Annotated in this window: 22 protein-coding genes and 1 pseudogene; 18 read left to right on the top strand and 5 right to left on the bottom strand. The window is 68.9% G+C overall.

Features of this window, described 5'->3' with window-relative positions; genetic code table 11:
• A pseudogene (locus ACSMFO_RS38545) lies at nt 1-660 on the top strand (DNA polymerase III subunit gamma/tau); the annotation flags it as partial.
• A 67-nt stretch (nt 661-727) separates the two neighbouring features.
• Here the strand turns inward: ACSMFO_RS38545 and ACSMFO_RS38550 are convergent.
• Nucleotides 728-1,702 (bottom strand): ArsR/SmtB family transcription factor, encoded by a 975-nt coding sequence (locus ACSMFO_RS38550; RefSeq protein WP_436462347.1) that lies wholly within the window; start codon nt 1,700-1,702, stop codon nt 728-730.
• 249 nt (nt 1,703-1,951) lie between these two features.
• Here ACSMFO_RS38550 and ACSMFO_RS38555 point away from each other — a divergent pair, with 249 nt between their 5' ends.
• Complete coding sequence (locus tag ACSMFO_RS38555) at nt 1,952-3,511, top strand: helix-turn-helix domain-containing protein (protein ID WP_436462348.1); 1,560 nt, start codon at nt 1,952-1,954, stop codon at nt 3,509-3,511.
• A gap of 96 nt (nt 3,512-3,607) precedes the next feature.
• Here ACSMFO_RS38555 and ACSMFO_RS38560 read toward each other — a convergent pair whose 3' ends face one another.
• Nucleotides 3,608-4,453, bottom strand: a complete 846-nt coding sequence (locus ACSMFO_RS38560; RefSeq protein WP_436462362.1) for an N-acetylmuramoyl-L-alanine amidase — start codon at nt 4,451-4,453, stop codon at nt 3,608-3,610.
• 89 nt (nt 4,454-4,542) lie between these two features.
• Between ACSMFO_RS38560 and ACSMFO_RS38565 the strand changes: the two genes are divergently transcribed.
• Both ACSMFO_RS38565 and recR read left to right on the top strand, forming a co-directional pair.
• Nucleotides 4,543-4,899 (top strand): YbaB/EbfC family nucleoid-associated protein, encoded by a 357-nt coding sequence (locus ACSMFO_RS38565; protein ID WP_007035126.1) that lies wholly within the window; start codon nt 4,543-4,545, stop codon nt 4,897-4,899.
• Between the two features lies 1 nt (nt 4,900).
• Nucleotides 4,901-5,497 carry a recombination mediator RecR gene (gene recR, locus ACSMFO_RS38570; protein WP_005166260.1) on the top strand — a complete coding sequence of 199 codons (597 nt, stop codon included), beginning with the start codon at nt 4,901-4,903 and terminating at the stop codon, nt 5,495-5,497.
• An 84-nt stretch (nt 5,498-5,581) separates the two neighbouring features.
• Here recR and ACSMFO_RS38575 read toward each other — a convergent pair whose 3' ends face one another.
• Entirely contained in the window at nt 5,582-6,694 is a 1,113-nt protein-coding gene (locus ACSMFO_RS38575; protein WP_038521192.1) for a UDP-N-acetylglucosamine 2-epimerase, read from the bottom strand.
• Nucleotides 6,695-6,755: 61 nt separating this feature from the next.
• Between ACSMFO_RS38575 and ACSMFO_RS38580 the strand changes: the two genes are divergently transcribed.
• From ACSMFO_RS38580 to ACSMFO_RS38635, 12 genes are all read left to right on the top strand, one after another.
• Nucleotides 6,756-7,772 (top strand): glycosyltransferase family 2 protein, encoded by a 1,017-nt coding sequence (locus tag ACSMFO_RS38580; protein ID WP_063275650.1) that lies wholly within the window; start codon nt 6,756-6,758, stop codon nt 7,770-7,772.
• On the top strand, nt 7,769-9,067 hold the full coding sequence (locus tag ACSMFO_RS38585; RefSeq protein ID WP_038521189.1) for a hypothetical protein: 1,299 nt from the start codon (nt 7,769-7,771) through the stop codon (nt 9,065-9,067). The genes ACSMFO_RS38580 and ACSMFO_RS38585 overlap by 4 nt, the downstream gene beginning before the upstream one ends.
• 70 nt (nt 9,068-9,137) lie before the next feature.
• A complete protein-coding gene (locus ACSMFO_RS38590; RefSeq protein WP_436462349.1) occupies nt 9,138-11,117 on the top strand; it encodes a DUF6541 family protein in 1,980 nt (659 codons plus the stop codon).
• A 59-nt stretch (nt 11,118-11,176) separates the two neighbouring features.
• Nucleotides 11,177-11,878: a glycosyltransferase family 2 protein gene (locus tag ACSMFO_RS38595; protein ID WP_051972890.1), complete on the top strand. Its 702-nt coding sequence runs from the start codon at nt 11,177-11,179 to the stop codon at nt 11,876-11,878.
• Nucleotides 11,879-11,890: 12 nt separating this feature from the next.
• Nucleotides 11,891-12,328 carry a DUF2304 domain-containing protein gene (locus tag ACSMFO_RS38600; protein WP_007035120.1) on the top strand — a complete coding sequence of 146 codons (438 nt, stop codon included), beginning with the start codon at nt 11,891-11,893 and terminating at the stop codon, nt 12,326-12,328.
• The gene (locus ACSMFO_RS38605) at nt 12,325-12,873 is read left to right on the top strand and encodes a uridine kinase family protein (RefSeq protein WP_436462363.1); all 549 of its coding nucleotides are present in this window, start codon (nt 12,325-12,327) and stop codon (nt 12,871-12,873) included. The genes ACSMFO_RS38600 and ACSMFO_RS38605 overlap by 4 nt, the downstream gene beginning before the upstream one ends.
• A gap of 621 nt (nt 12,874-13,494) precedes the next feature.
• Complete coding sequence (locus tag ACSMFO_RS38610; RefSeq protein ID WP_436462364.1) at nt 13,495-15,036, top strand: ABC transporter substrate-binding protein; 1,542 nt, start codon at nt 13,495-13,497, stop codon at nt 15,034-15,036.
• An 86-nt stretch (nt 15,037-15,122) separates the two neighbouring features.
• Nucleotides 15,123-16,124 carry an ABC transporter permease gene (locus tag ACSMFO_RS38615; protein WP_037334940.1) on the top strand — a complete coding sequence of 334 codons (1,002 nt, stop codon included), beginning with the start codon at nt 15,123-15,125 and terminating at the stop codon, nt 16,122-16,124.
• Nucleotides 16,121-17,056 (top strand): ABC transporter permease, encoded by a 936-nt coding sequence (locus tag ACSMFO_RS38620; protein ID WP_073845730.1) that lies wholly within the window; start codon nt 16,121-16,123, stop codon nt 17,054-17,056. The genes ACSMFO_RS38615 and ACSMFO_RS38620 overlap by 4 nt, the downstream gene beginning before the upstream one ends.
• 6 nt (nt 17,057-17,062) lie before the next feature.
• The gene (locus ACSMFO_RS38625) at nt 17,063-18,058 is read left to right on the top strand and encodes an ABC transporter ATP-binding protein (protein WP_436462350.1); all 996 of its coding nucleotides are present in this window, start codon (nt 17,063-17,065) and stop codon (nt 18,056-18,058) included.
• Nucleotides 18,055-19,173, top strand: a complete 1,119-nt coding sequence (locus ACSMFO_RS38630) for an ABC transporter ATP-binding protein (RefSeq protein WP_436462351.1) — start codon at nt 18,055-18,057, stop codon at nt 19,171-19,173. The genes ACSMFO_RS38625 and ACSMFO_RS38630 overlap by 4 nt, the downstream gene beginning before the upstream one ends.
• A gap of 252 nt (nt 19,174-19,425) precedes the next feature.
• Complete coding sequence (locus ACSMFO_RS38635; protein ID WP_038521172.1) at nt 19,426-20,067, top strand: SDR family oxidoreductase; 642 nt, start codon at nt 19,426-19,428, stop codon at nt 20,065-20,067.
• On the opposite strand, the gene ACSMFO_RS38640 is transcribed toward ACSMFO_RS38635, so the two are convergent.
• Entirely contained in the window at nt 20,036-20,623 is a 588-nt protein-coding gene (locus ACSMFO_RS38640) for a CGNR zinc finger domain-containing protein (RefSeq protein WP_360097349.1), read from the bottom strand. The two genes, ACSMFO_RS38635 and ACSMFO_RS38640, sit on opposite strands and share 32 nt — an antisense overlap.
• Before the next feature lie 87 nt (nt 20,624-20,710).
• On the opposite strand from ACSMFO_RS38640, the gene ACSMFO_RS38645 reads away from it, so the two are divergent.
• Together ACSMFO_RS38645 and erm are read left to right on the top strand one after the other, a co-directional pair.
• A complete protein-coding gene (locus ACSMFO_RS38645) occupies nt 20,711-21,409 on the top strand; it encodes an SDR family oxidoreductase (protein WP_436462352.1) in 699 nt (232 codons plus the stop codon).
• A gap of 183 nt (nt 21,410-21,592) precedes the next feature.
• The gene (gene erm, locus ACSMFO_RS38650; RefSeq protein ID WP_436462353.1) at nt 21,593-22,327 is read left to right on the top strand and encodes a 23S ribosomal RNA methyltransferase Erm; all 735 of its coding nucleotides are present in this window, start codon (nt 21,593-21,595) and stop codon (nt 22,325-22,327) included.
• On the opposite strand, the gene ACSMFO_RS38655 is transcribed toward erm, so the two are convergent.
• On the bottom strand, nt 22,230-23,153 hold the full coding sequence (locus tag ACSMFO_RS38655) for an EamA family transporter (RefSeq protein WP_073845725.1): 924 nt from the start codon (nt 23,151-23,153) through the stop codon (nt 22,230-22,232). The two genes, erm and ACSMFO_RS38655, sit on opposite strands and share 98 nt — an antisense overlap.
• Nucleotides 23,154-23,181: the final 28 nt, after the last annotated feature.

Genomic DNA, 23,181 nt, shown 5'->3' on the forward strand with positions numbered 1-23,181 from the left:
CCTTCCGCGCCGACTCCGCCGCCCGCCGCACCCGCGCCCGCCCCAGCTGCCGCCTCGGGCGACGCGGCGCCCGTATCGGACGCGGACGGCATCCGCGGCAAGTGGCCGCACGTGCTCGCCGCGATCCGCAAGGTGCCGGGCGGCCGCAGCACCGAAGCGATGCTCACGCAGGCGAGCGTGGTGAGCGTCGAAGGCCACGCCGTCACCCTCACCCACAGCGCGGAGCCGCTGGCCCGGCGGCTTTCCGAGCCGCACAACGCGGAGCGGGTCGCGGCCGCGTTCAAGGAGGTCTTCGGCGGCGATTGGCAGGTGCGTTGCGTCCACGGCGCCGCACAGGCCCGGCAGGCCGCCGCGCCGAAGGCCGCGCCGCCGCCACCCGCGCCGGAGCGATCCTTCACCCGCCGGTCCGCCGAAGCACCCAGCGCCCCTCCGGCGCCTCCCGCGCCGAAGCCGGAGCCCCAGCGGCCGAAGGTGACGACCAGCGAGCCGGACATCCCGCTCCCGCCCGAGCCGGTCGAGGAGGACGAGGACCTCTACAACGAGGACGCGAGCCCCGCGCCGCCGCCTCCGCCGCTCCCACCCGAGAAGGATCCGGAAGAGATCGCCCGGAAGCTGCTCGCCGACCACCTCAACGCCCGCCCGCTCGACGAACGCAAGTAGTCCTCTGGATGCGGTCCTTGCACGCGCAAGGACCGCATTCAGAGGACGAAACGCGGGGGTCGGCGGGTCAGGGTGACTCGTCGAGTTCCCCGGCGAGCAGCGCGGTGCCGAGCCGGGTGAGGTGGTGCAGGATGGCGCTGCCCTGCCGGACGCTGGTGACGAGCCCGGCCTCGCGCAGCACGGTGGCCTGTTTGCTGGCCGTGCCGATCGAGGTGCCGAGGCATGAGGCCAGCTTGCTGGTCGTACGCGGGACATGCAGCGCGCCGAGGCTTTCGGCGCGGGTCCGGCCGAGAAGCGCCACCAGTTCGGGGGACACGTCCGCCGGGCGGGCGCTCGTCGGGCCGGCGGGGTACAGCAGCACCGGCGGCAGCGCCGGATCGATGAAGGTCACCGGCGTGTTCGCGCAGAACCGGCTCGGGATCAAGGTCAGCCCCCGGCCGCCGAGATGGACGGTCCGCTGCCGGGGGTACGCGATCTCCAGCACCTCGCCGTCCCAGCCGCGGACGCCGGGGATGCCGCGCATCATCGCCCCCGCGCCTTCGGTGGCCAGCGTGCGGACCCGCCGGGCCCGGTCGGCGGCGACGGTCTCGCGCATGCTGTGCCAGACCGGCGCGATCACCAGGTCATACGCGTCGCGCAGTGCGCCGACGACCCCGTGGACCTCGTCGCGATCGCCGTCGGCGAGCCGTTTCACCCAGGTCGGGGCGGCGCCGGTGAACACGGTCCGGAGATCGGCGCACAGCCGTCCGCGAGGGGTGCACGCCACCGCTTCGAGCCCGCTTTCGAAGGAGCCCGCCGTCGTGGGCGGGGTCAGGAAATCGGGAAAGTTCCCCTTCGGCGGGACGAGGGTGAACAGCGTCTTCAGCGATCGTGCCGCTTCCTCGTTCTGACGCAGGTTCTGCTGGACCCGCTGCCGCCAGGCCGACGGGCGGTCCTCTCTCAGCTGATGCGAACCGAGGACCAGCTCCCACAGCGGGTCCGGTGCGTCGGCTATGCGGATCCCCTGGAGATCCTTCCGATCGAAGATCATGCGCAGAGTCATGCCTGGTCCCCCTCAAGACGGCATTTTCTTCTCCGGCGGTAACTCAAACGTGCCGGACCCGCTGAGACAAGCCGATCGGCCTAATTCGGGAGGGTGGGACGACAAGCCTCTGCTGACCTGCGGAGACGCGGGCGCGTGAGACGTTTCCGGGAGGCCAGGACCCCGTGATGTTTTCGCTGGGACGAAAAGGTGTGTCCCGTTCGCGGGTCATCGGTGACGCTTCGTGGGCACCATCCGGGGGAGGGACCCATGGCAGGAGGAGAACACGGCCGGGCCTTGGCGGAACTGCTCGAAGGGCTGAAACGGCGTAGCGGGCAAAGCTACGAACGGATCGGCGCCAAGGCGCATCTGAGCCGATCGACCGTCCACCGCTACTGCAGCGGTGCCAGCGTGCCGGCCGCGTTCGGACCGCTGGAACGGATCGCGACGGTCTGCGAGGCCGAGCGCGACGAACTGTCGAAGCTCTTCCGGCTGTGGGAACGCGCGGACGCGGCACGGGGAGAGGTCGCGTCCGCGCCTCCCGCCCCGCATCCGGTCCCCGAGCCGAGGGGGCGTGACCGGATCGGGTGGTGGCCGCTGCTGGCGTCGCTCGTCATGGTCACCGTGGTCGGGGCGAGCGCGGTCCCCGCGGCGGAACCGGTCGCGCCGGCGATCCATGCCCCGATGTGGACCGAGTTCCCGTCCCCTGTGGACAGTGCGTTCTTCGGCGTGACGACCAACAGCGAGACCGGGCTGATGCCGACGTTCGGCGTCGGCGCGGTCCGGCTCTGGGATTCGGAGACCCGCTGGCAGAACCTCGAACCGGAACGCGGCAGGCCGATTTGGTCCACTTTGGACAGACTGGTCGACGGCGCGAACCAGGCGGGCCTCCCGGTGCTGTACGTCTTCGGCGGCACCCCCGGCTGGGCGGCGCCCGGCGGACCGCCGTCGGCCTACCCGGACGGCTCCCGGGCGGCACCGCCCGAAGATCTCACGGACTGGGACGCCTTCGTCGGGAAGGTGGTCGAGCGGTACCGCGGCCGGATCGAGTCCTACGAGCTGTGGGACATGGCCAACCACCCCAAGTACTTCACCGGTCCGGTCGAACGGCTGGTGGAGATGGTCCGGCGGGCGAGCCGGATCATCAAGGCGGGTGATCCCGGCGCCACCGTGGTCTGCCCGTCGATGGGGCACCTCGCCGATCCCGCGTATCGGCGAATCATGGAGCGATTCGGCGAACTCCGCGGCTACGAAAGCTGCGACGCCGCCGCGGTCAAACTGCATCCGGGCAGGATGGCGGACCCGCCGGAGACGATGCTCGCCGTCGCGGACGAGATCCAGCGGAGTTTCCACCGCGCCAACGGGCACGCGAACCTGTGGAGCACCGGCCCCGATTTCGACGTCCCGTTGCAGCCGCCGGTCGGCCCCGCCGTCGCCGCGGACTACGCCGCTCGCATCTTCCTGACCGGTCTTTACGCGCGCTTCAAGCGGATGTACTTCTACAACTGGGGAAGCGACCGCGTGCCGATCGTGCTCCAGCCGGCGGGCGGGCCGCCGACCCGCGCCGCCGCCCACGTCGAACGGCTCGGCCGCTGGCTCGACGGCGCGAAGATCCGGTCCTGCGGCGAGGGCACGCGGGCCGGGCTGCCGGAGAACCTGTGGCGATGCCGGTTCACGCGCAACGGCATGGAGTTCCGGATCGCGTGGGCTCCCTCGGGCACCGTGCGGCTGTCGGCGCCGGGCAGCGCGGAACGCCTCGACGGGACACGGCCGGCGATCGAATCGGGCTCCGTCGAGGTCACCGGCAGCCCGGTGCTGCTCAAACCCTGACGTCACGCGTGATCAGACGGACGACACGCGCGACGTCCGTCTGATCACGCGAGTCGGCCATCTGATCACGCGAGTCGTCCGGTTCGGTCCGGCGCCCTACCCCGCGAGGTAGTCCTCGATCGCCTTCGCGATGACGGCCGCGTACTGCTGCCGTCCCTCTTCGCTCGCCATCGCGGCGGCTTCGGCGGCGTTGCGCATGTTCCCGCATTCGACGAGCGCGGCGGGACGGGTCGAGAGGTTGAGCCCGCCGAGGTCGGCGCGCGGGGCGAGCCCGTTCGAACCGAGGTAGGTCGAGGTCGGGAAACCGCCCGTGCGGAGGCCGTCCCGCAACGCCGTCGCGAGCCTCATCGAGGGCTCACCCTGCTGGGCGTTCAGCGGCGGTGCCGAGTAGGCGACGTGGAAACCATGCGCTCCGGCGGAATTCGAGCCGTCCGCGTGGATCGACACGACCGCGTCCGCCCCGGCGTCGTTCCCGATCGCGGCGCGTTCGTTGACGCACGGTCCGACGCCGGTGTCGTTCTGCCGGGTGAGGATGACGCGGATTCCCTTGGCCGCCAACGCCTGCGAGATCCGCTGCGAGACGTCCCAGGTGAACGCGTGCTCGGTGTAGCCGGAATTCGTCGAGGTTCCGGTGGTGTTGCACGGTTTCGTCTTGCCGCGCCCCGCCGGGACCTGCTTGTTGATCTCGCCTGGCTTGCCGGAGTTGCCGCCGTTATGCCCGGGGTCCAGCACGACGACCTTGCCGGTTTTCGGCGGCTGTTGGCTGCTCGGAGGCGGCTGAGGCGCGCTCGATGGCGGAGCGCTCGTCGTGGGGCTCGGCCGCGGAAGGGTGGTGAACACCGTGGTGGTGCCGGGCGGCGGCGGACTCGACGGCGAAGACGCGGGGGTGTCCACCCCGCACGCCGTGAACAGCGTCAATCCGATCGCCAGCACCAGGCCCATCCGTCGTCGCACGGCGCCCACGGTGCCACACGGGTGACGGCTAGGCTGGTAGGCGGCACGGGATTTTCCAGGAGAGGACCGATCGGATCATGGTGCAACCCGGTGGCGGCTTCGACCTGTCGCAGATCATGCAGCAGGCACAGCAGATGCAGCAGAAGCTGGTCGAGGCCCAGGAAGAGCTGGCCAACACGGAGGTGACCGGTACTTCCGGCGGCGGCCTGGTCACCGCGACCGTGTCCGGCGACAGCCAGCTCAAGTCGCTGTCGATCGACCCCAAGGTGGTCGACCCCGACGACGTCGAGACCCTGTCCGACCTGGTCGTCGCGGCCGTCCGCGATGCCTCGGCCAACGCGCAGAAGCTCACCGAGCAGAAGCTCGGCCCGCTCGCCGGCGGCCTCGGCGGCGGGATGCCGGACCTCGGCGGCTTCCCCGGGCTCGGCGGCTAGCTTGTACGAGGGTGTCGTCCAGGATCTGATCGACGAGCTCGGGCGGCTGCCCGGCGTCGGTCCCAAGAGCGCGCAGCGGATCGCCTTCCACCTGCTGGCCGCCGATCCCGCGGATATCGCGCGCTTGCAGGAAGTACTCGGCAAGGTCAAGGAAGGCGTGCAGTTCTGCGAGGTCTGCGGCAACGTCTCGGAGCAGGAGACCTGCCGGATCTGCCGCGACACCCGCCGCGACCTCACGGTCATCTGCGTGGTCGAGGAGCCGAAGGACGTCCTCGCGGTCGAGCGGACGCGCGAGTTCAAGGGCCGTTACCACGTGCTCGGCGGCGCGCTGGACCCGTTGTCCGGTATCGGACCCGAGCAGTTGCGCATGCGTGAACTGCTCGCCCGGATCGGTGGCGCGGAGATCAGCGAGATCATCATCGCGACCGACCCGAACACCGAAGGCGAGGCGACCGCGACGTATCTCGTGCGGATGCTTCGCGACTTCCCCGGCCTGACCGTGACGCGGCTGGCGTCGGGGCTGCCGATGGGCGGTGACCTGGAGTTCGCGGACGAGCTGACGCTGGGCCGGGCGCTGTCCGGCCGCCGGGCTCTTTAGCTCCCCGATGCCATGAAAGGTCCTTTCCTTGCAAAATTTGCAAGGAAAGGACCTTTCATGGCGTTCGTGAGCGAGCGCGAAGCGTCAGCAGTAACCCAGGCGCGCGAGAGTGTCGACGATGATCTCCGACGGGTGGAACTTGTCGACCCAGGACTCACCGCGGCGGTTCTGGTAGGTGTCGAGGAAGTTCTGCAGCTTGTCCCCGCGCATCTCGGTCAGCACGACGGTCTCGCCGAGGTGCTGAGGCGTCTCGGTGCGCTCGCGGTGCACGGCGCACGGCAGGCCGAGGTAGTAGCACTCGGCCGAAAGGCCGCCCGAGTCGGTGACGACGTACTCGGCCCGCGCGACCAGCGGCAGGAACTTCAGGTACCGCATCTTCGGCTGGATGATGAAGTTCTTCTCGTCGAACAGGTTCGCCAGGCCGAGCGCGCGGATCTTCTCGCGCTCGGGCGCGCCCGCCATGTAGAGGATCGGCATCTGCTTGCTCTGCTCGCGCAGGATCTCCAGCGCCTCGCGGTACTTGTCCGCGCGCGAGACCAGTTCGAAGCGGTGCAGGGTGGCGAGGCCGAACTTCTCCGGCAGGCCCTCGACGTCCAGCGGCCCGTTGATGGCCATCCGCATCGCGTCGATCGCGGTGTTCGCCTCGGTGTCGACGACGACGCCGCGGGCGTTGCGGAGGTTGTTCACCTCACGAGCACTGGGCGCGAAGTGCATGTCGACGATCTTCGCGGCGATCTTCCGGTTCAGCTCCTCCGGCAGCGGCGACATGATGCTGCCCGACCGCGCACCCGCCTCGACGTGCCCGACCCGCGACTTGAGGATCCGCTTCCCGATGAGCGAGCCGTACGGCGTGGTGAAGGTGTCGCCGTGCACCAGCACCAGCGGCGGACGCCCGTCCTCGACCAGCGCGGCCTTCAGCTCGGCCCGGCGGCTCCACGCGGTCCGCAGCACCTGCGCGGCCCAGCCCGGCACCTGCGCGGGCGACTCCAGGTTGTGCGCCTTCTCCTTCGGCACGAGCCAGACGTCGGGCTCGGGGAGGTCCAGGTCGGCGAGAACGTCCGAGACCTCGTCGACGTGCTGGGCGGTGAACCAGATCTTCGGCCGGACCCCGCGTTCGAGGATGCCGTGGTAGACCGGCGCGATTTTGATCAGTTCCGCCGTGGTGCCGAGAATGAAGGAAATCACCGGAAGAGCCATTCTGTCGGGGTCTGCGGTGCCCGAAGGATACTGGTGGGCCGCGCAAGGTAGCCTCGCCGGGGTGAGTGCGAATTCGCTCCTCCCGGCCCTGTCCGTCGTGATCCCGGTCTACAACGAGCAGGACTGGATCGACCGCAGTGTCGGCGCGCTGATCGCGTCGGCACAGGTGGCGAACTGGCCGGTCGAGGTCGTCGTGGTCGACGACGGCAGCACCGACGGCACCGGCGGCAAGCTCGCCAAGCTGCAGGAGCTGTACGGCATCACCGTGCTCACCCAGCCGAACAGCGGCCGGTTCGAGGCACGCCGCGCGGGCATCGCGAAGGCGTCGGGGCGGCAGATCCTGCTGCTCGACAGCCGCGTGATCGTCGACCCCGGTTCGCTCACCTTCCTCCGCGACCAGCTCGTCGACCACCCCGAGCGCACGGTGTGGAACGGTCACATCAACGTCGCGTCCGAACACAATCCGTACGCGGGATTCATGGCCGGGCTGGTCAAGATCCCGTGGCGCCGTTATTGCGCGAACCCGCGGTTGATGTCGTTCGGTATCGACGAGTTCGACGTCTTCCCGAAAGGCACCGGATTCTTTTCCGCGCCGAAGGACGTTCTCGAGGATTCGTCCAACGCGTTCGAGTCGCTCTTCGAAGACGTCCGTTTCGCCAGTGACGACACGGGTGTTCTGCGCTGGATCGCGGAACGTCACCGCATCTTCCTCGCCCCGGACTTCTCCGCGACCTACCACGGCCGCGATTCGTTCAAGAAGTTCGTCGGGCAGTCGTATTTCCGCGGCACCACGTTCGTCGATTCGTATCTCGCGTCGCCCGGGCCCGCGCGCAACGGCCTGTTCGCCGCGATGGCCGTCGGCGTACTCGGCCTCGGTGTCGCCGCGAAGCGCCCGAAGACCGCCGTCGCGCTGGCCGCCGCGGGGTCGACGGCCGCCGGGTTCGCGGTGACGAAGTTCGGCGCGACCAAGGCCGAGGCCAAGGCCGTCGCCCAGCTCACCCCGGTCTTCGCCGCCGGCTTCGGCGCCGGGGCACTCCGAGGCCTCTTCATGGCGCTGCGGGCGCGGCTCCGTAAATGAGCAGCGCGGTGAGCAGCGAAAAACTGGCGAAGGACACCGGGAAATCCGCCGGTCGCATCGGTGTCTACCTGCTGATCGCCATCGCGCTCGGCTACGTCCTCACCGTGGTCTGGGGCCGGACTCTGTCGCCTGCCGACAACGCGGTCCTGCTCTCCTTCTGGGGCATGTTGATGGGGCTGGGCGCCGCCCTGTCCCCGCTCGAGCAGGAGATCTCGCGCCAGTCCGCGCACGCCGCGCTCGAAGGCCGCAAGGCAGGGCGGCCCGCGGTGATCGCCTTCGTGACCAGCCTGGTCGCGGTCGCCGTCGCGGCGCTGTTCACGCTGATCCCGGCGGTGACCGACAAGGTCTACGGTGGTCAGTTCGCGCTCGCCGTGATCGTGCTGGCGGGCGGGCTTTCGTTCGCCTTCCAGTTCGCCGCGCGCGGTCTGCTGATCGGCCAGGACCACGTCCGGTCCTACTCGTGGCTGATCCTGGTCGAAGCGGCCGTGCGGATCCTCGTGGTCGGCGCGCTGGTGGTCGCCGGGCTCACCCAGCTGTACTGGTTCGCCATCGCCGCCGCGACCGGTTCGTTCGCCTGGCTGCTGTTCGCCCGCGGCGCCGCCAAGCTGGTCGACCCGAAGCTGGACGCCGACGAGCCCGCGAAACCGATCGTCAAGAACATGCTGATGCTGCTGGCGGGCGCGGGGCTCACCGCCAGCGTCATCACCGGTTACCCGGCGCTGGTCAGCCTGCTCGCGCCCGGCGGCGACAAGGACAAGCTCGGCGTGCTCTTCGTCGCCCTGTTCGTGGCCAGGACGCCGCTGACGCTGATGGCGCCGGTCCAGGCCCTCGCGGTCCCGACCGTGGTGCGCCTGTCCAGCACCGAGGAGGGCAAGCACCGGCTGCGGAAGCTGCTCGCGCTCGGTTCGGCGGGCGCGCTGGCGCTCGCGGCCCTCGGCGCGCTGATCGGGTACCTCATCGGCCCGTGGGTGGTGCGCCTGGTCTACAGCGCCAAGAACGACCCCGAGGCCTGGTGGATGGCCGGGCTGGTCTGGTCGTCGGTGCTGCTGGCCGCGATGCAGCTGCTCGCCGCCGTCCTGGTCGCGCAGGCCAAGGCCACGAAGGTGCTGATCACCTGGGCCGCCGTCGTCGTCGCGACCGCGCTGGTCCTGCTGTTCTTCCCCGGCGACACGGTCGTGCGCGCCGTCGTCGGGCTCGCCGCCGGACCCACCGTCGGCCTGCTGGTCGTGATGGCGTTCGTGGTGAGAGGCACGCCCGAGGCGGGCAACGCGAAGCCGTCCGAAACGTCTCGATAGTGTGGCCGCGCCATCGCGCGCCGCGAGCGGGTGGCGTCTTGACGCCGAATAGGGTTGGACAGCGAATTCGATGAACGTTCTTTTGGTCTTGCTGGCGTTCTGGCTGCCGGGGCTCGTCTTCGGTGCCGCGATCCGGTTGCGCGGCTGGACCCTCGCCGCCGCGGCCCCGCTGCTGACCTTCGGCCTCGTCGCCATCGGCATCCCGATCCTCGGCCGCTTCGGCATCCGCTGGACGATGCTGAACGTCGGCCTGTGGGTGCTCCTGCTGTCCGTCGTCGGTTTCGCGCTCTCTTTCCTCGTGCTCCGCTTCACCGCGAAGCGTCACCCGGACTGGGCCGAGGACGAAGACGACGACGAATCGAAGCGTTCCCTGCGCGACCACCTGCTGATCGGTGCCGGTGTCCTGGTCGGTCTCGGCGTCGGCACGGTGACCTTCCTGCGCGGCTCCCACAGCCTGGAGAACGTCCAGCAGGGCTGGGACGCCCCGTTCCACGGCAACCTCGTGCGCTGGATCGCCGAACACGGTGACGCGCGCGCGTCGACCGTCGGCACCATCGCGAACCTGCCGAACCAGACCGACTACTTCTACCCGGACACCTACCACGCGCTGCTCGCCCTGGTCTTCGGCAAGGGCGGCCTGACGATGATGCCGACGCTGAACCTGGCGGCGCTCATGGTCGTGCTGACCGTCCCGGTCGGTGTCGCGGCGATGTGCCGCGCCTGGCGGATGCCGGTCCTCGCGACCGCGGCCGCGGCGGCCGTGTCCACCTGGTTCACCGCGTTCCCGTACGACTCGCTGTGGCGCGGCCCGCTGTGGCCGTACGTCGCCGGCGTGGCGCTCGTGCCCGCGATGCTCGCGCTCGCCCGCCTGCTGCTCAAGCCGAACGGCGTCGCCGGACCGCTCGCGATCGGCGTCGGCGTCGCCGGGCTCGCCGGCCTGCACACCAGCCTGATCTTCGTGATCATGGTCTACTTCCTGCTGATCCTGCTCGCGGTGCTGTTCCGCTTCGAGAAGATCGGCTGGCGCCGCAGCGCCGCCTCGCTGGTCGCGACGATCGTGATGGCGGTCGTGCTCGGCGTGCCACAGGTCCTTCCCGCGCTCTACAACGCCGGCGGCGTGACGAGCGCGTTCTGGGCCTCGGAGACCAGCGTGTCCGGCGCGCTCGGGCAGACGATCACGTTCTCACCGATGGCGTCGTTCCCGCAGTGGTGGATCGGCATCCCGGCGATCATCGGCGTGTTCTTCCTGGTCAAGCACCGGCGGATGCTCTGGATGGTCGGCGCGTACGTGGTCCTCGGCGGCCTGTTCGCCGCGACGATCTCGCTGGAGACCCCGCTCATCCACACCCTGACCGGCGTGTTCTACAACGACCACTGGCGGATCGGCGCGCTCGTGCCGCTGGCAGGCGCCGTCGCGTTCGGCGAGTTCGTGCACACCGCGTCGGGCAAGTTCGCCGAGAAGATCGGCGAGCGGAAACCGAACCTGAACCCGGTCACCGCGGCCATCGCGGGCGCGCTCGTGGTCGGTCTCGTGGTCACCGTGCTGAGCCGAGGCGGGTACATCGGCCGCAACTCCGCGCGGCTCGCGATGAACTACGGCACGGAAGGCCCCTCGGTCAGCAAGGGCGAGGAAGAGGCCTACGCCTGGCTCGGGAAGCACGTCGTGCCGGGCGAGCGCGTGATGAACGACAAGGCCGACGGCTCGGTGTGGATGTACGCGCTCGCCGGGGTTCAGCCGGTCGAGTGGACGAACTACGGCGCCGAGTTCACCACCAAGCCGGGCTGGCTCAGCGTGTTCCTCAACGACATCAACCGCGAGCCGCGCGTGCGCGAGGCGCTCACCGATCTCAAGGTGCGCTACGTGCTGGTCGGCAAGGGCAAGGTGGCCCCCAACGCGCAGTCCGCGGTGGGCCTCCAGCGGCTCGACATCACTCCGGGTTTCAAGCGCGTCTTCCACAACCTCGACGCGTCGGTTTACGAAATCGAAGGTCAGCAAGGTGTGGTCGCCTCCGGCGTCCCCGCCGGGTCCGACACCGCTCACGGCCAGTAAGAAGATAGAGTGATCCAGTGTCCAGTACGTCCGTGACCACCCGCCGCGTACTCATCGTGATGCCTGCCTTGAACGAGCAGGCCAGTGTCGGCGCGGTCATTTCCCAGGTCAAGCAGTCCTTGCCGGGCATGGACGTGCTGGTGGTCGACGACGGTTCGTCCGACGACACGGCCAAGCTCGCCCGCGCGGCGGGCGCGGAGGTGGCCCGCCTGTCGGTGAACCTCGGCGTCGGCGGGGCGATGCGCACCGGCTTCCGGTACGCGGCCGCCCGCGGCTACGACGTCGTCGTGCAGGTGGACGCGGACGGCCAGCACGACCCGGACGAGGTCGCCGCCCTGCTGGACGCGCTCGACGACGCCGACATCGCGATCGGTTCGCGGTTCGCCGGCAAGGGTTCGTACAAGGCCAGCGGCCCGCGGAAATACGCGATGGTCGTGCTCTCGCTCGTTTTCTCCCGGCTCGGGAAGACCAAGCTCACCGACGTGACCTCCGGGTTCAAGGCGATGGGCCCGCGCGCGATCAAACTGTTCGCCGCGTACTACCCGGCCGAATACCTCGGCGACACGGTCGAATCGCTGGTGATGGCGATCCGCGCCGAACTGAAGATCAAGGAAATCCCGGTGATCATGCGGGAACGGGCCGGTGGCACACCGAGCCATTCTCCGGTGAAATCGGCCGTCTACCTCGGCCGTGCCGGACTCGCCCTGCTGCTGGCGCTCGTGCGCCGCCGCCCCGCCGTCGACTCGTCGGATTCGGCGTAAAAGGAGCTGATTATGGCTGGCTGGCGCATTCTCAGCATCGTCGTCGCCTGTCTGGTGCTGTTCGTCGTCCTCGAGATGATGCGGCGGCGGAAACTGCGGGAAAAGTACGCGGGTGTTTGGCTCGTCCTCGCCGTCGGCGTGGTCGTGCTCGCCCTCGTTCCGCAGGCCGCCGACTTCCTGGCGCGGATAACCGGCGTGCAGACGCCGTCGAACTTCGTATTCCTCTTGGCCGGTGTCGTGCTGGCACTGGTCGCGTTGCATCTGTCGACCGAGGTCGGTCACCTCGAAGAAGAGGTCCGGACCTCCGTCGAGGAGATCGCGCTGCTCCGCTGCGAACTCGCCGACGCCCAGCGTGACCTGGAAGAACGCGTCGCCGCGCTCGAAGCACGGACGGCCACGCCCGACAACGTCAAAGGGCTCCCCGAAGTGAGCCCCGCACGCGCACGCTGATCGCCGCCCTTTTCGCCGCCCCGCCGAGGTTGGGCGCCGTCCGCGTGCTCGCCGTCGACGGTCCTTCCGGCTCCGGGAAGTCCACGCTGGCCGGGAAGATCGTGGCGGAACTCGCCGGTCGCGGTGCCCGGGTGGCGCTGGTGAGCACCGACGAGTTCGCCACCTGGGACGAACCCGTTTCGTGGTGGCCGCGGCTGGAGACCGGCGTGCTGGAACCGCTGCGCGCGGGCAGGCCCGGCCGCTACCGGCGAGTGGACTGGTCCACTGGGGTCCCGCTGCCGGGTGAAGAGGTCGAGATCCCGGCCCCCGAGGTCCTGGTGCTGGAAGGCGTGTCCAGTGGCCGCGCGCGGATGCGGCCCTCGTTGTCCCTGCTGACCTGGCTCGATGGCGGCAGTGAAGCGGAACGTCTCGACCGCGCCGCCGAGCGGGACGGCGAGGGATCCAGGGCGGAACTGCGGCGCTGGCAGCTGTTCGAGCGCGGGTGGTTCGCTGTCGACGGGACCAGGGCCGCGGCCGATCGTGTGGTCACCTCTCGTGAGTGGTAGGGCGGCGTTCGGCACAGATGGTCAGAGCCAATCCTGTCCCCCATGTACCTACGGGACCGGGACACAGGGCGCGGCGTGAGCAAGGGCGTGACTCGCGTGATCAGGGACGTGACTCGCGTGATTGAAGGCCGCACTCGGGTGTTCCGCCTCTGATCACGTGACTTCCGCCTTCGATCACGTGAGTGCGGCCCAATGTCCTGCCGATGTCCTGTTTCCTCGGTGCCCCATTGGTTGTAGTGGTGGACACCCATTTGAGTCAGTGACCCGGCACTCTGCGCGTTAGTGGTCGGGAATTGATTACACTCCGTCCGGAATTGCGGACACTTTGCGGTCGTATTGGCCGTCGTGTAGCGCGATCGTAACCTCGCGTGCTTAAGTGCGGGCTGAGTTCCCGCTAGTGTCGGCGGGCACACCGATCGTCCGCCGAGTTCGAGTTACCGACCGACCGGACGGTGCCTAAACACCGAAAATCTCCTCAAGGGGTGCCAGATGCAGCAACTGCGGGTGACCCGAGCACGCCGTGTGGCCCTGATCGGGCTTGCCGGCGCACTCGCGGTCTCCATTTCCGCCTGTGCCGAATCGAAGCGTGAAGAAGGCGCAGGGGGTGGCTCGGGAGGCACCATGGTCTTCGGCGCCGCCGGTAACCCGAAGACTTTCGACCCGCTCTTCAACGACGACGGTGAGACCTTCCGCATCATCCGCCAGATGATGGACACCCTGATCATGAACAAGCCGGGGACCGCGGACCTCGAGCCCGGCCTGGCGGAGAAGTGGGAAGGCAGCAACGAAGGCAAGACCTGGACCTTCAGCCTGAAGAAGGGCGTGAAGTTCCACGACGGCACCCCGTTCAACGCCGAAGCGGTCTGCTTCAACTTCAACCGCATGTTCAACATGAAGGGCGCCGCCGCCCAGAGCCAGATGATCTACTACGGCGACGTCTTCGAGGGCTTCGCCAAGAACGAGGGTGACGCCTCCGGTGCCCCGGTGTTCAAGGACTGCCAGGTCAAGGACGAGTCGACCGCCGTCCTGAACCTGAACAAGGCCAAGGGTGCCTTCCCGGCCGCCTTCACGCTGCCGTCGTTCTCGATCCAGAGCCCGGACGCGCTGAAGAAGTACAACGCGGACCAGGTCACCCAGAGCGGTGACTCGTTCTCCTACCCGGAGTACGCGCTCAAGCACCCGACCGGCACCGGCCCGTTCAAGTTCGAGAGCTGGGACCAGGCCAAGGGTGAGATCACGCTCTCCAAGGCCACCGACTCGCCGACCCAGACGGCCAAGCTCGACAAGCTGGTCTTCAAGGTCATCCCGGACGAGAACGCCCGCAAGCAGGCGCTCAAGGCCGGCGACATCCAGGGCTACGACTACCCGTCGCCCGCGGACTACGGCCTGCTGCGCAACGACGGCGAGCAGGTGCTCATCCGCCCGTCGTTCAACATCCTGTACCTGGGCATCAACCAGAAGAACAACCCGAAGCTGAAGGACCCCAACGTCCGCAAGGCGCTGGCCTACGGCCTCAACCGTGCGCAGTTCGTGAAGTCGAAGCTCCCCGAGGGCGCCGAGACCGCGACGCAGTTCGTGCCGAAGGCGATCGACGGCTACAACGAGAACGTCACCAAGTACGACTACGACCTTCAGAAGGCGAAAGACCTGCTGAAGGCGGCCGGCGCCGAGGGCATGACGCTGAAGTTCTACTACCCGACCGAGGTCACCCGGCCGTACATGCCGAACCCGGCCGACATCTTCACCTCGCTGTCCGAGGACATGAAGGCCATGGGCATCAAGGTCGAGCCGATCGCCAAGCCGTGGAACGGTGGCTACAAGGACGACGTCCAGAAGGCGGGCAAGCAGGACGTGCACCTGCTCGGCTGGACCGGTGACTACAACGACGCCGGTAACTTCGTCGGCACCTTCTTCGGCCGCGAGAAGCCGGAGTTCGGCTTCAACAACCCGGAGCTGTTCTCGGCCATCTCGGCCGCGGACGCCGCGCCCGCCGGTGAGGCGCACACCAAGGCGTACCAGGAAGTGAACCAGAAGATCATGGAGTACCTGCCCGCCATCCCGATCTCCTACGGCCCCCCGGCGATCGTCGTCGGCCCGAAGGTGAAGGGCCTGGTGGCCAGCCCGCTGACCGACGAGCGCTTCTACACCGTCACGGTCAACTGATCCTCCACCACTAGTGGCTCAGGGGGTGGGCGCTACCGCGCTCACCCCCTGAAGTCCATTCCCGGGCTGGCAACAAAGGAACGCACGTGCTCCGTTTTCTCGTGCGTCGGCTGCTACAAGCGATACCGACGCTCTTGATCCTGTCCATTTTGATCTTCGCCTGGCTCCGGTCCCTGCCCGGTGGCCCCGCCGGCGCCCTCCTGGGTGACAAGGCGACCCCGGAGAAGATCGCCGACCTGAACAAGCTTCTCGGCCTCGACGATCCGATCTTCGTCCAGTACTTCAAGTTCCTCGGCCGGGCGATCACCGGCGACTTCGGCAACTCGCTGGTCTCCGCCCAGCCGGTCATGTCGGAGATCGGGAACTTCCTGCCCGCCACCCTCGAGCTCGGCTTCTGCGCGATGCTCATCGCGGTGGGGCTCGGCATCCCGTTCGGCTATCTGTCCGCCCGCTTCCGCGGCGGTGCCGTCGACAACATCATCATCGTGCTCTCGCTGGTCGGGGTCGCGGTGCCGGTGTTCTTCCTCGGCTACATGATGCAGGACGCGCTGGCCGCTCCGCTCGGACTTCCGTCGCAGGGCCGTCAGATGGCGGGTCTCGACGCCACCACCGTCACCGGCTTCGCGGTCTTCGACGGCATCATCACCCAGGAATGGGACGCCGCCTGGGACGCGATCACCCACCTGATCCTTCCCGCGTTCGCGCTCGCCACCATCCCGCTCGCGGTGATCGTCCGGATCACCCGCGCGTCGGTGCTGGACGTGCTGAACGAGGACTTCATCCGCACGGCCAACTCGAAGGGCCTGACCCAGCCGATCGTCCGGCGCCGTCACGTGCTCCGCAACGGGCTCCTGCCGGTGGTCACCGTCATCGGCCTGCAGACCGGCGCACTGCTCGGTGGCGCCGTGCTGACCGAGCGCGTGTTCAACTTCCGCGGCCTGGGCTTCCTGCTCGCCGAGGGCATCGAACGGCGTGACTACCCGCGTCTGCAGGCGCTGCTGCTGTTCGGCGCGCTGGTCTACGTGCTGGTGAACACGCTGGTCGATATCTCGTACGGGCTCATCGACCCGAGGGTGCGTGTCCGATGAACACATTGCTGAACAAGAAGAAGGAACCGATCGACAAGCTCGCCGCGACGTCGGCGAAGGGGCACAGCCTCGGTGGCGAGGCGGTCCGCCGCATGCTGCGGAGCCCGGTCGCGATCACCGGTGGCGTGATCACCCTGCTGTTCCTGCTGCTGGCGATCCTGGCGCCGTTCATCGCGCCGAAGGACCCGTACGAGCGGTACCTGCAGAGCGAGGTCATCCTCGGCCAGGGCATCATCCCCGGCGCCCAGGCCGGTTTCCCGCTCGGTGTCGACGACTTCGGTCGCGACTACCTTTCGCGGCTGCTGGTCGGCGCGCAGAACACGCTGCTGGTCGGTGTGCTCGCGACGATCATCGGCGTCGTGGTCGGCATGATCATCGGCGGTCTCGCCGGTGCCTTCGGCGGCTGGGTCGACACGGTGCTGATGCGCCTCGTCGACGTCATGCTGTCCGTGCCGTCGCTGCTGCTGGCGATCTCGGTCGCCGCGCTGTTCCAGAAGCCGAGCCAGTGGACCGTGATCGTGGCCGTGTCGATGGTCGGCGTGCCGATCTTCGCGCGGCTGCTGCGTGGTTCGATGCTCGCGCAGAGAAACAGTGACCACGTGCTCGCGGCGACGTCGCTCGGCGTCAAACGCGGGGCGATCGTGTTGCGGCACATGCTGCCCAACTCGCTCGGCCCGGTCATCGTGCAGGCCACGCTGACCCTGGCCACCGCGATCCTCGAGGCGGCGGCGCTGTCGTTCCTCGGTCTCGGCGACCCGGACCCGAACCGGGCGGAATGGGGCATCATGCTGAGCCGCAGCGCTCGGCAGTTCCTCGACATCCGTCCCGAGCTGGCGTACTACCCGGCCATCGCGATCATCATCGTCGCGCTCGGGTTCACGCTGCTCGGCGAGTCCTTGCGGGAAGCCCTCGATCCGAAGAACAGGCGGTGATTTCTGATGGCACTCCTCGAAGTTCGTGACCTCAAGGTCGTTTTCTCCCGACGCGGCGAAAAGCCGTTCACCGCGGTGGACGAGGTCAGTTTCGACGTCGAACCCGGCCAGACGGTCGGTCTCGTCGGCGAGTCCGGTTGCGGCAAGTCCGTGACCTCGCTGGCGATCATGCGGCTGCTCGCGAAGCGCGGCAACCAGGTCAGCGGTTCGGTGTCGTTCGAAGGCACGGATCTGCTTCGCCTGTCGGACAAGGAAATGCGAGACCGCCGGGGCCGTGACCTCGGCATGGTGTTCCAGGACCCGCTGTCCTCGCTGAACCCGGTCATCCCGATCGGGCTGCAGATCACCGAGGTGCTGGAGCGGCACCGCGGGATGTCGCGCAAGGCGGCGTCGGTGGAGGCGGCGGAACTGCTGGACAAGGTCGGCATCCCCGACCCGACACGGCGGCTTTCCGAGTACCCGCACCAGCTTTCCGGCGGGATGCGGCAGCGGGCGCTGATCGCGATCGCGCTGGCGTGCCGTCCGCGGCTGCTCATCGCCGACGAACCGACCACCGCGCTCGACGTGACGATCCAGGCGCAGATCCTCGCGCTGCTGCGGGAACTGGTGCAGGACACCGGGACCGCGCTGATCATGATCACGCACGACCTCGGTGTCGTCGCCGGTCTCTGCGACCAGGTCAACGTGCTCTACGGCGGCAAGATCGTCGAGCGCGCGGAGCGGCACGCGTTGTTCGCCGAGCCGCGGCATCCCTACACACACGGCCTGCTCGCCTCGATCCCGCGTCTCGACGCGGGCCGCGGCGAGAAACTGATCCCCATCAAGGGATCCGTCGCCGACAACATCCCGTGGGACGGCGGCTGCGCGTTCGCGCCCCGCTGCCCGAACGCTCTCGGCGTGTGCCGGGAGGTTTCACCGCAGCTGACCCCGGACCGCAACGGGCTGTTGCGCTGCCACAACCCGGTGATCCCGGCCGTGGCCGCACGAGGAGGGGCCCGATGACGCACGCGGTACCGGAGCAGGAAGTGCTGCTCGAGGTCAACGACCTCAAGGTGCACTTCCCGATCAAACGCGGCATCGTGATCGACCGGACGGTCGGGTACGTGTATGCCGTCGACGGCGTCGATCTGGCCATCCGCAAGGGTGAAACCTACGGTCTCGTCGGGGAATCCGGCTGCGGGAAGTCCACTTTGGGCAGGGCGATCCTCCGGCTGACCGAGCTGACGAACGGCAACGTCGTCTTCGACGGCACCGACGTCGCCGGCCTCAAGGGCGAGGATCTGCGCAAGGCCCGCCGCCGGATGCAGATGGTGTTCCAGGACCCGATGTCCTCTTTGGACCCCCGGCAGTCGGTGGAATCCATTCTGACCGAAGGAATGAAGGCGCACGGCCTCGCCAAGGACAAGGAGGCGACGGCCAAGCGGCTGCGCGAACTCCTGGCCGCCGTGGGTCTTCCGGAGTCTTCGCTGCGGAAGTACCCGCACGAGTTCTCGGGTGGTCAGCGTCAGCGCATCGGCATCGCGCGGGCACTGGCGGTCGAGCCGGACCTGATCGTCGCCGACGAACCGGTGTCCGCGCTGGACGTCTCGGTGCAGGCGCAGGTGGTCAACCTCCTGGAGGATCTGCAGGAGAAGCTCGGGCTGACGTACCTGGTGATCGCGCACGACCTCGCGGTGGTGCGCCACATCTCCGACCGCATCGGCGTGATGTACCTCGGCTCGCTGGTCGAAGAGGCCGACGCCGACACGCTGTACGAGGACCCGCTGCACCCGTACACGCGGGCGCTGCTCTCGGCGATCCCGGTGCCGGACCCGACGGTGGAGGACACCCGGGAGCAGATTCTGCTGGCCGGTGACCTGCCCTCGCCGGCGCGGCCGCCGTCCGGCTGCCGGTTCCACACGCGGTGCCCGTGGAAGCAGCAGAGCCTGTGCGACACCGACCGCCCGCAGCTGCGGGAGATCGGCACCGGGCACCGGGTCGCGTGCCACTACGCGGAGGACATCCGCGACGGGCGGATCAAACCGCACGAGGTCAAGGCGGAACTCGTCGAGGCCGGGGAGCTGAACCCCGACGTCGGCGGGCTGCCGGACGTCGGCTCGGCGGCGGAGATCCTCTAGCCCCGAACGCGCGTGATGGCCCCCTTCCCTCGGCTCAGCCGAGGGAAGGGGGCCTTCACGCGCTTCGGCCGCATTTAGTCCTCTAAATGCGTGCGGTCGGCGTGCCCGACCGCGTTGCGAAAGCCACTTTCGCAACGCTCAAGGTTGCGAAAGTGGCTTTCGCAACACGCGGCGCATCGGCGAGGAGACCACGTCTGCCCGCATTCAGAGGACTAAATGCGGGGAGCGTGGCCTTCGGGCAGACTCTCTGTCATGCGGGTCACAGTGCTGGGAGCGTCGGGGCGGACGGGGATCCACGTGGTCCGGCTCCTGCGGGGGCGGGGACATCAGGTGCGGGCGGGCCTGCGCAGCCGCCGCCGCGCCGAGCAGGTCGCCGGGCTCGGCGCCGAGACCGTGGTCGCGGACGTCACCGCCGACGCGGACGACCTCGTCGAGGCGCTCGCCGGGTCCGAAGTGGTGATCAGTGCGATCGGCGCGCCCGATCCGGACCAGGCCTCGGTCGACCTCGTCGACCGCGACGGCGTGATGACCGCGATCCGCGCGGCGGAGAAGGCGGGGGTCTCGCGGTTCGTGCAGCTTTCCGCGCAGTTCGCGGATTCGCCGGATCAGGGTGATCGCCTGGTGCGGTCGATCCTGATGGCGAAGCAGATCTCCGACAGTGTCCTGCGCCGTTCGAGCCTGAACTGGACGATCGTCCGGCCCGGCACGCTCACCGACGACCAGCCCACGGGCCACGTCAAGATCGCCGGTCATCTCGAACCGGGCCGCGTCTCCCGCGCCGACGTCGCCGCCGTCCTGGTCGCCACGCTGGAAGAGCCGCTCGCCGAGAATCAGGGTTTCGACGTCATCGGCGGGGAGATCCCTATTCCGTCGGCGCTGGCGTCGTTGGGCTGAGCGCCTTCTTCCGTTCCCGCGCCGCCCGCAGGTTCGCGACGTTCCCGCAGGTTCGGACGTCGTGCCAGACGCCGCTGTTGTTGCGCGAGACGTCGTAGAAGGCCGAACGGCAGCCGTCGAGCCGGCACAGTTTCAGCCGCGACCAGATCCCGGCCTGCTGCGCGAGCAGCGTTTCCGTCCACAGCGCCGAAGCGAGCCACTGCCGTCCGGTGCCGGACGGGAACAGCCGGACGACGCCGTCACGCAGGTCGAGGTCCGCCTTGATCGGCTTGCCGAGGTCCGTTTCGCCGCCGTCCACGAGCGAAACGAACGATGCGCGAAGGTCGCGAAGAGCGCGAAGGTCACCCGGGCCCAGCGAGATCTCGGGTGCCTCGGAGTCCCGGGCGCGCGACCATTCCGCCAGCGCCTCGGCGGCCCAAGGCCGCGCCAGATCGGCGTCGCTCAGCAGGTCGAGGCCGTAGGTCTTGATCGCCTTGGTGTTGAGGAAGTCCTGAACGAGCGCCAGCCCCGAGGGGGCGGTGCGTAACCGGTACCGGTCCGTCGCGGTCCATGACATAGGTCAAGCGTACTTGACTCTGTCGAGCCGCGTCGCCATGCTGACGACAGAGGCAAAAGCCGAACACTTCTGTCAAAGGAGCAAGTCATGACCTCCATCGAAGGCGCCGTCGTCCTGGTCACCGGCGGGCAGCGCGGACTCGGCAAGGCGTTCGTCGCCGAACTGCTCGACCGCGGCGCCGCGAAGGTCTACGCGACGGCCAGGTCGCCGCGCGAGGAGACCGATCCGCGGATCGTCCCTCTCCCGCTCGACGTCACGGACCCGGAATCCGTCCGCGCGCTGGCCGCGAACGCGAGCGATGCCACGATCGTCTTCAACAACGCCGGTGTTCTCGGGCTCGGCTCGCTGTTGAACGACGGCGTCGAAGCGCACCGGCCGGTCTTCGAGACGAACGTCTTCGGCGCGCTGCGCGTCGCGCAAGCGTTTGCGCCGCAGCTCAAGGAGGGCGGGGCGCTGGTCAACGTGCATTCGGTCCTGTCGTGGGCGGCGGGCTCGGGCTCGTACGGCGCGTCGAAGGCGGCGTTCTGGTCGCTCACCAATTCGCTCCGCATCGAGTTCGCCGAGCAGGGCACCCAGGTGGTCGGCGTGCACCTCGGCTACACCGACACCGACATGACCCAGGGCCTCGACATCCCCAAGAACGACCCGCGCGACGTCGCCCGCCAGGTCGTCGACGGCCTCGAAAAGGGCGAGACCGAGGTGCTCACCGACGACCTCACCCGCCGGGTCAAGGCCGCGCTGTCCGGTCCGGTCGAGCATCTCGGCACCAGCCGGATCGGCGCGTAGAAAACCGTTGGCGGGAGGCTGCCGCTCCGAGGTAGCTTCGCCGCCATGTGTGCCCCCGCGTTCACCCGGATCCGCCGCGCCTAGCGGCGGATTCCCGGCTTTCGGCAAGGAACCGCCGCCCGAGCGAGTCATCGCCGGGCGAGCCTCGTGCTGCCCGGCTCACCTCGAAGCCGCGGAGATCCCTTGCGCACACAGCGTCCTGGCCGTCATGAACTCGGCCAGAACTTCCTCATCGACCGGACCATCATCGAAACCGTCGTGAAGCTCGTCGACGGCACGACCGGGCCGATCATCGAATTCGGCACGGGCGATGGCGCCCTCACCCTGCCGCTGGAACAGCTCGGCAGGCCACTGACCGGCGTCGAGATCGACGACCGCCGCACCGCCCGGCTGGCGGGCCGCGTCCAGCCGCCGACGAAGATCGTCACCGCGGACTTCCTGCGGTTCCCGTTGCCGAAGACACCCCATGTGCTGGTCGGGAACCTGCCGTTCCACCTGACCACCGCGACCCTGCGCCACGTCCTCGCCGCTCCCGGGTGGACGGACGCCGTCCTGCTCATGCAGTGGGAGGTGGCGCGCCGCCGGGCCGGGGTCGGTGGCGCGACCATGATGACCGCGCAGTGGTGGCCGTGGTTCGACTTCCGGCTGGCGGGCCGGGTGCCCGCGGAGGCGTTCCGCCCGAGGCCGGGCGTCGACGGCGGGCTGCTCACCATGACCCGGCGTGAGCGGCCGCTCGTCGGCGACGCGGATCGTGAGGGCTACCAGGACTTCGTGCGGCAGGTGTTCACCAGGCCCGGCCGGGACGTCGTGCCCAAACGGCTCACCGCACGCCAGTGGGCTGAGGCGTTTCGGCTTCGGCGAGGAAATCCGGCTCGCGCACGCGGCGTTTCGTCGAACCGAACAGGACGCCGCCGATGACCACGGCCGCCGCGACGATCTCCACCGGCGAAGGCCGCTCGTCGAGGACCAGGAACGCCATCGACAGCCCGACCACCGGCACCAGCAGGGAGAACGGCGCGACCACGCCCGCCGGGTTGCGGCGCATCAGCGACGTCCAGATCCCGGAGCCGACGATCGTGCCGAACACCACGACGTAGGCGAGGCCGCCGAGCCCGATCAGCCCGGTCGTGGTGCCGAGCGTGCTCAGCGAGTGCCCGATCTCGGCGGGGCCCTCCATGGCCAGCGACAGCGCGAACATCGGCAGGGGCGGCACCACGGACATCCAGAGGACGAAATTCAGCGGGTTGTCCGGTGCCGCCTGCCGGGTGCTCAGGTTGCCGAACGCCCAGCTCAGCGCGCCGAGCAGGGTCAGGATCACCGGCAGCAGGGCGGCGTTCCCGGCCTGCTGCCAGGCGATCGTCGCCATTCCGGCGACGGCGAGCAGGATCCCGGCGAGTTGCCGTCCGGACACGCGTTCGCGGAGGAAGACGGCGCCGAGCAGCACGGTGAACGGGGCCGACGCCTGCAGCACGAGCGACGCGAGACCGGTCGGCATGCCGGTGTCCATCGCGATGAAGAGGAACACGAACTGCCCGGTGCCGAAGCCCAGCCCGTAGCCGAGCAGGTGGCGGATCTTCACCTTCGGCCACGGGACGAACAGGATCGTCGGGATCGCGATGACCGCGAAGCGCAGCCCGCCGGCGAAGACGGGCGGGAACTGGCCGAGGGTGGCGTGGATGGCGAGGAAGTTGCAGCCCCAGAGGACGGCGACGAACAGGGCGAGCAGGCGATCGCGGGCGGGCATGTCTTCACTCTTACGTGGAACGACCATT

This window comes from Amycolatopsis sp. w19, assembly GCF_051373225.1.
Classification (GTDB): domain Bacteria; phylum Actinomycetota; class Actinomycetes; order Mycobacteriales; family Pseudonocardiaceae; genus Amycolatopsis; species Amycolatopsis japonica.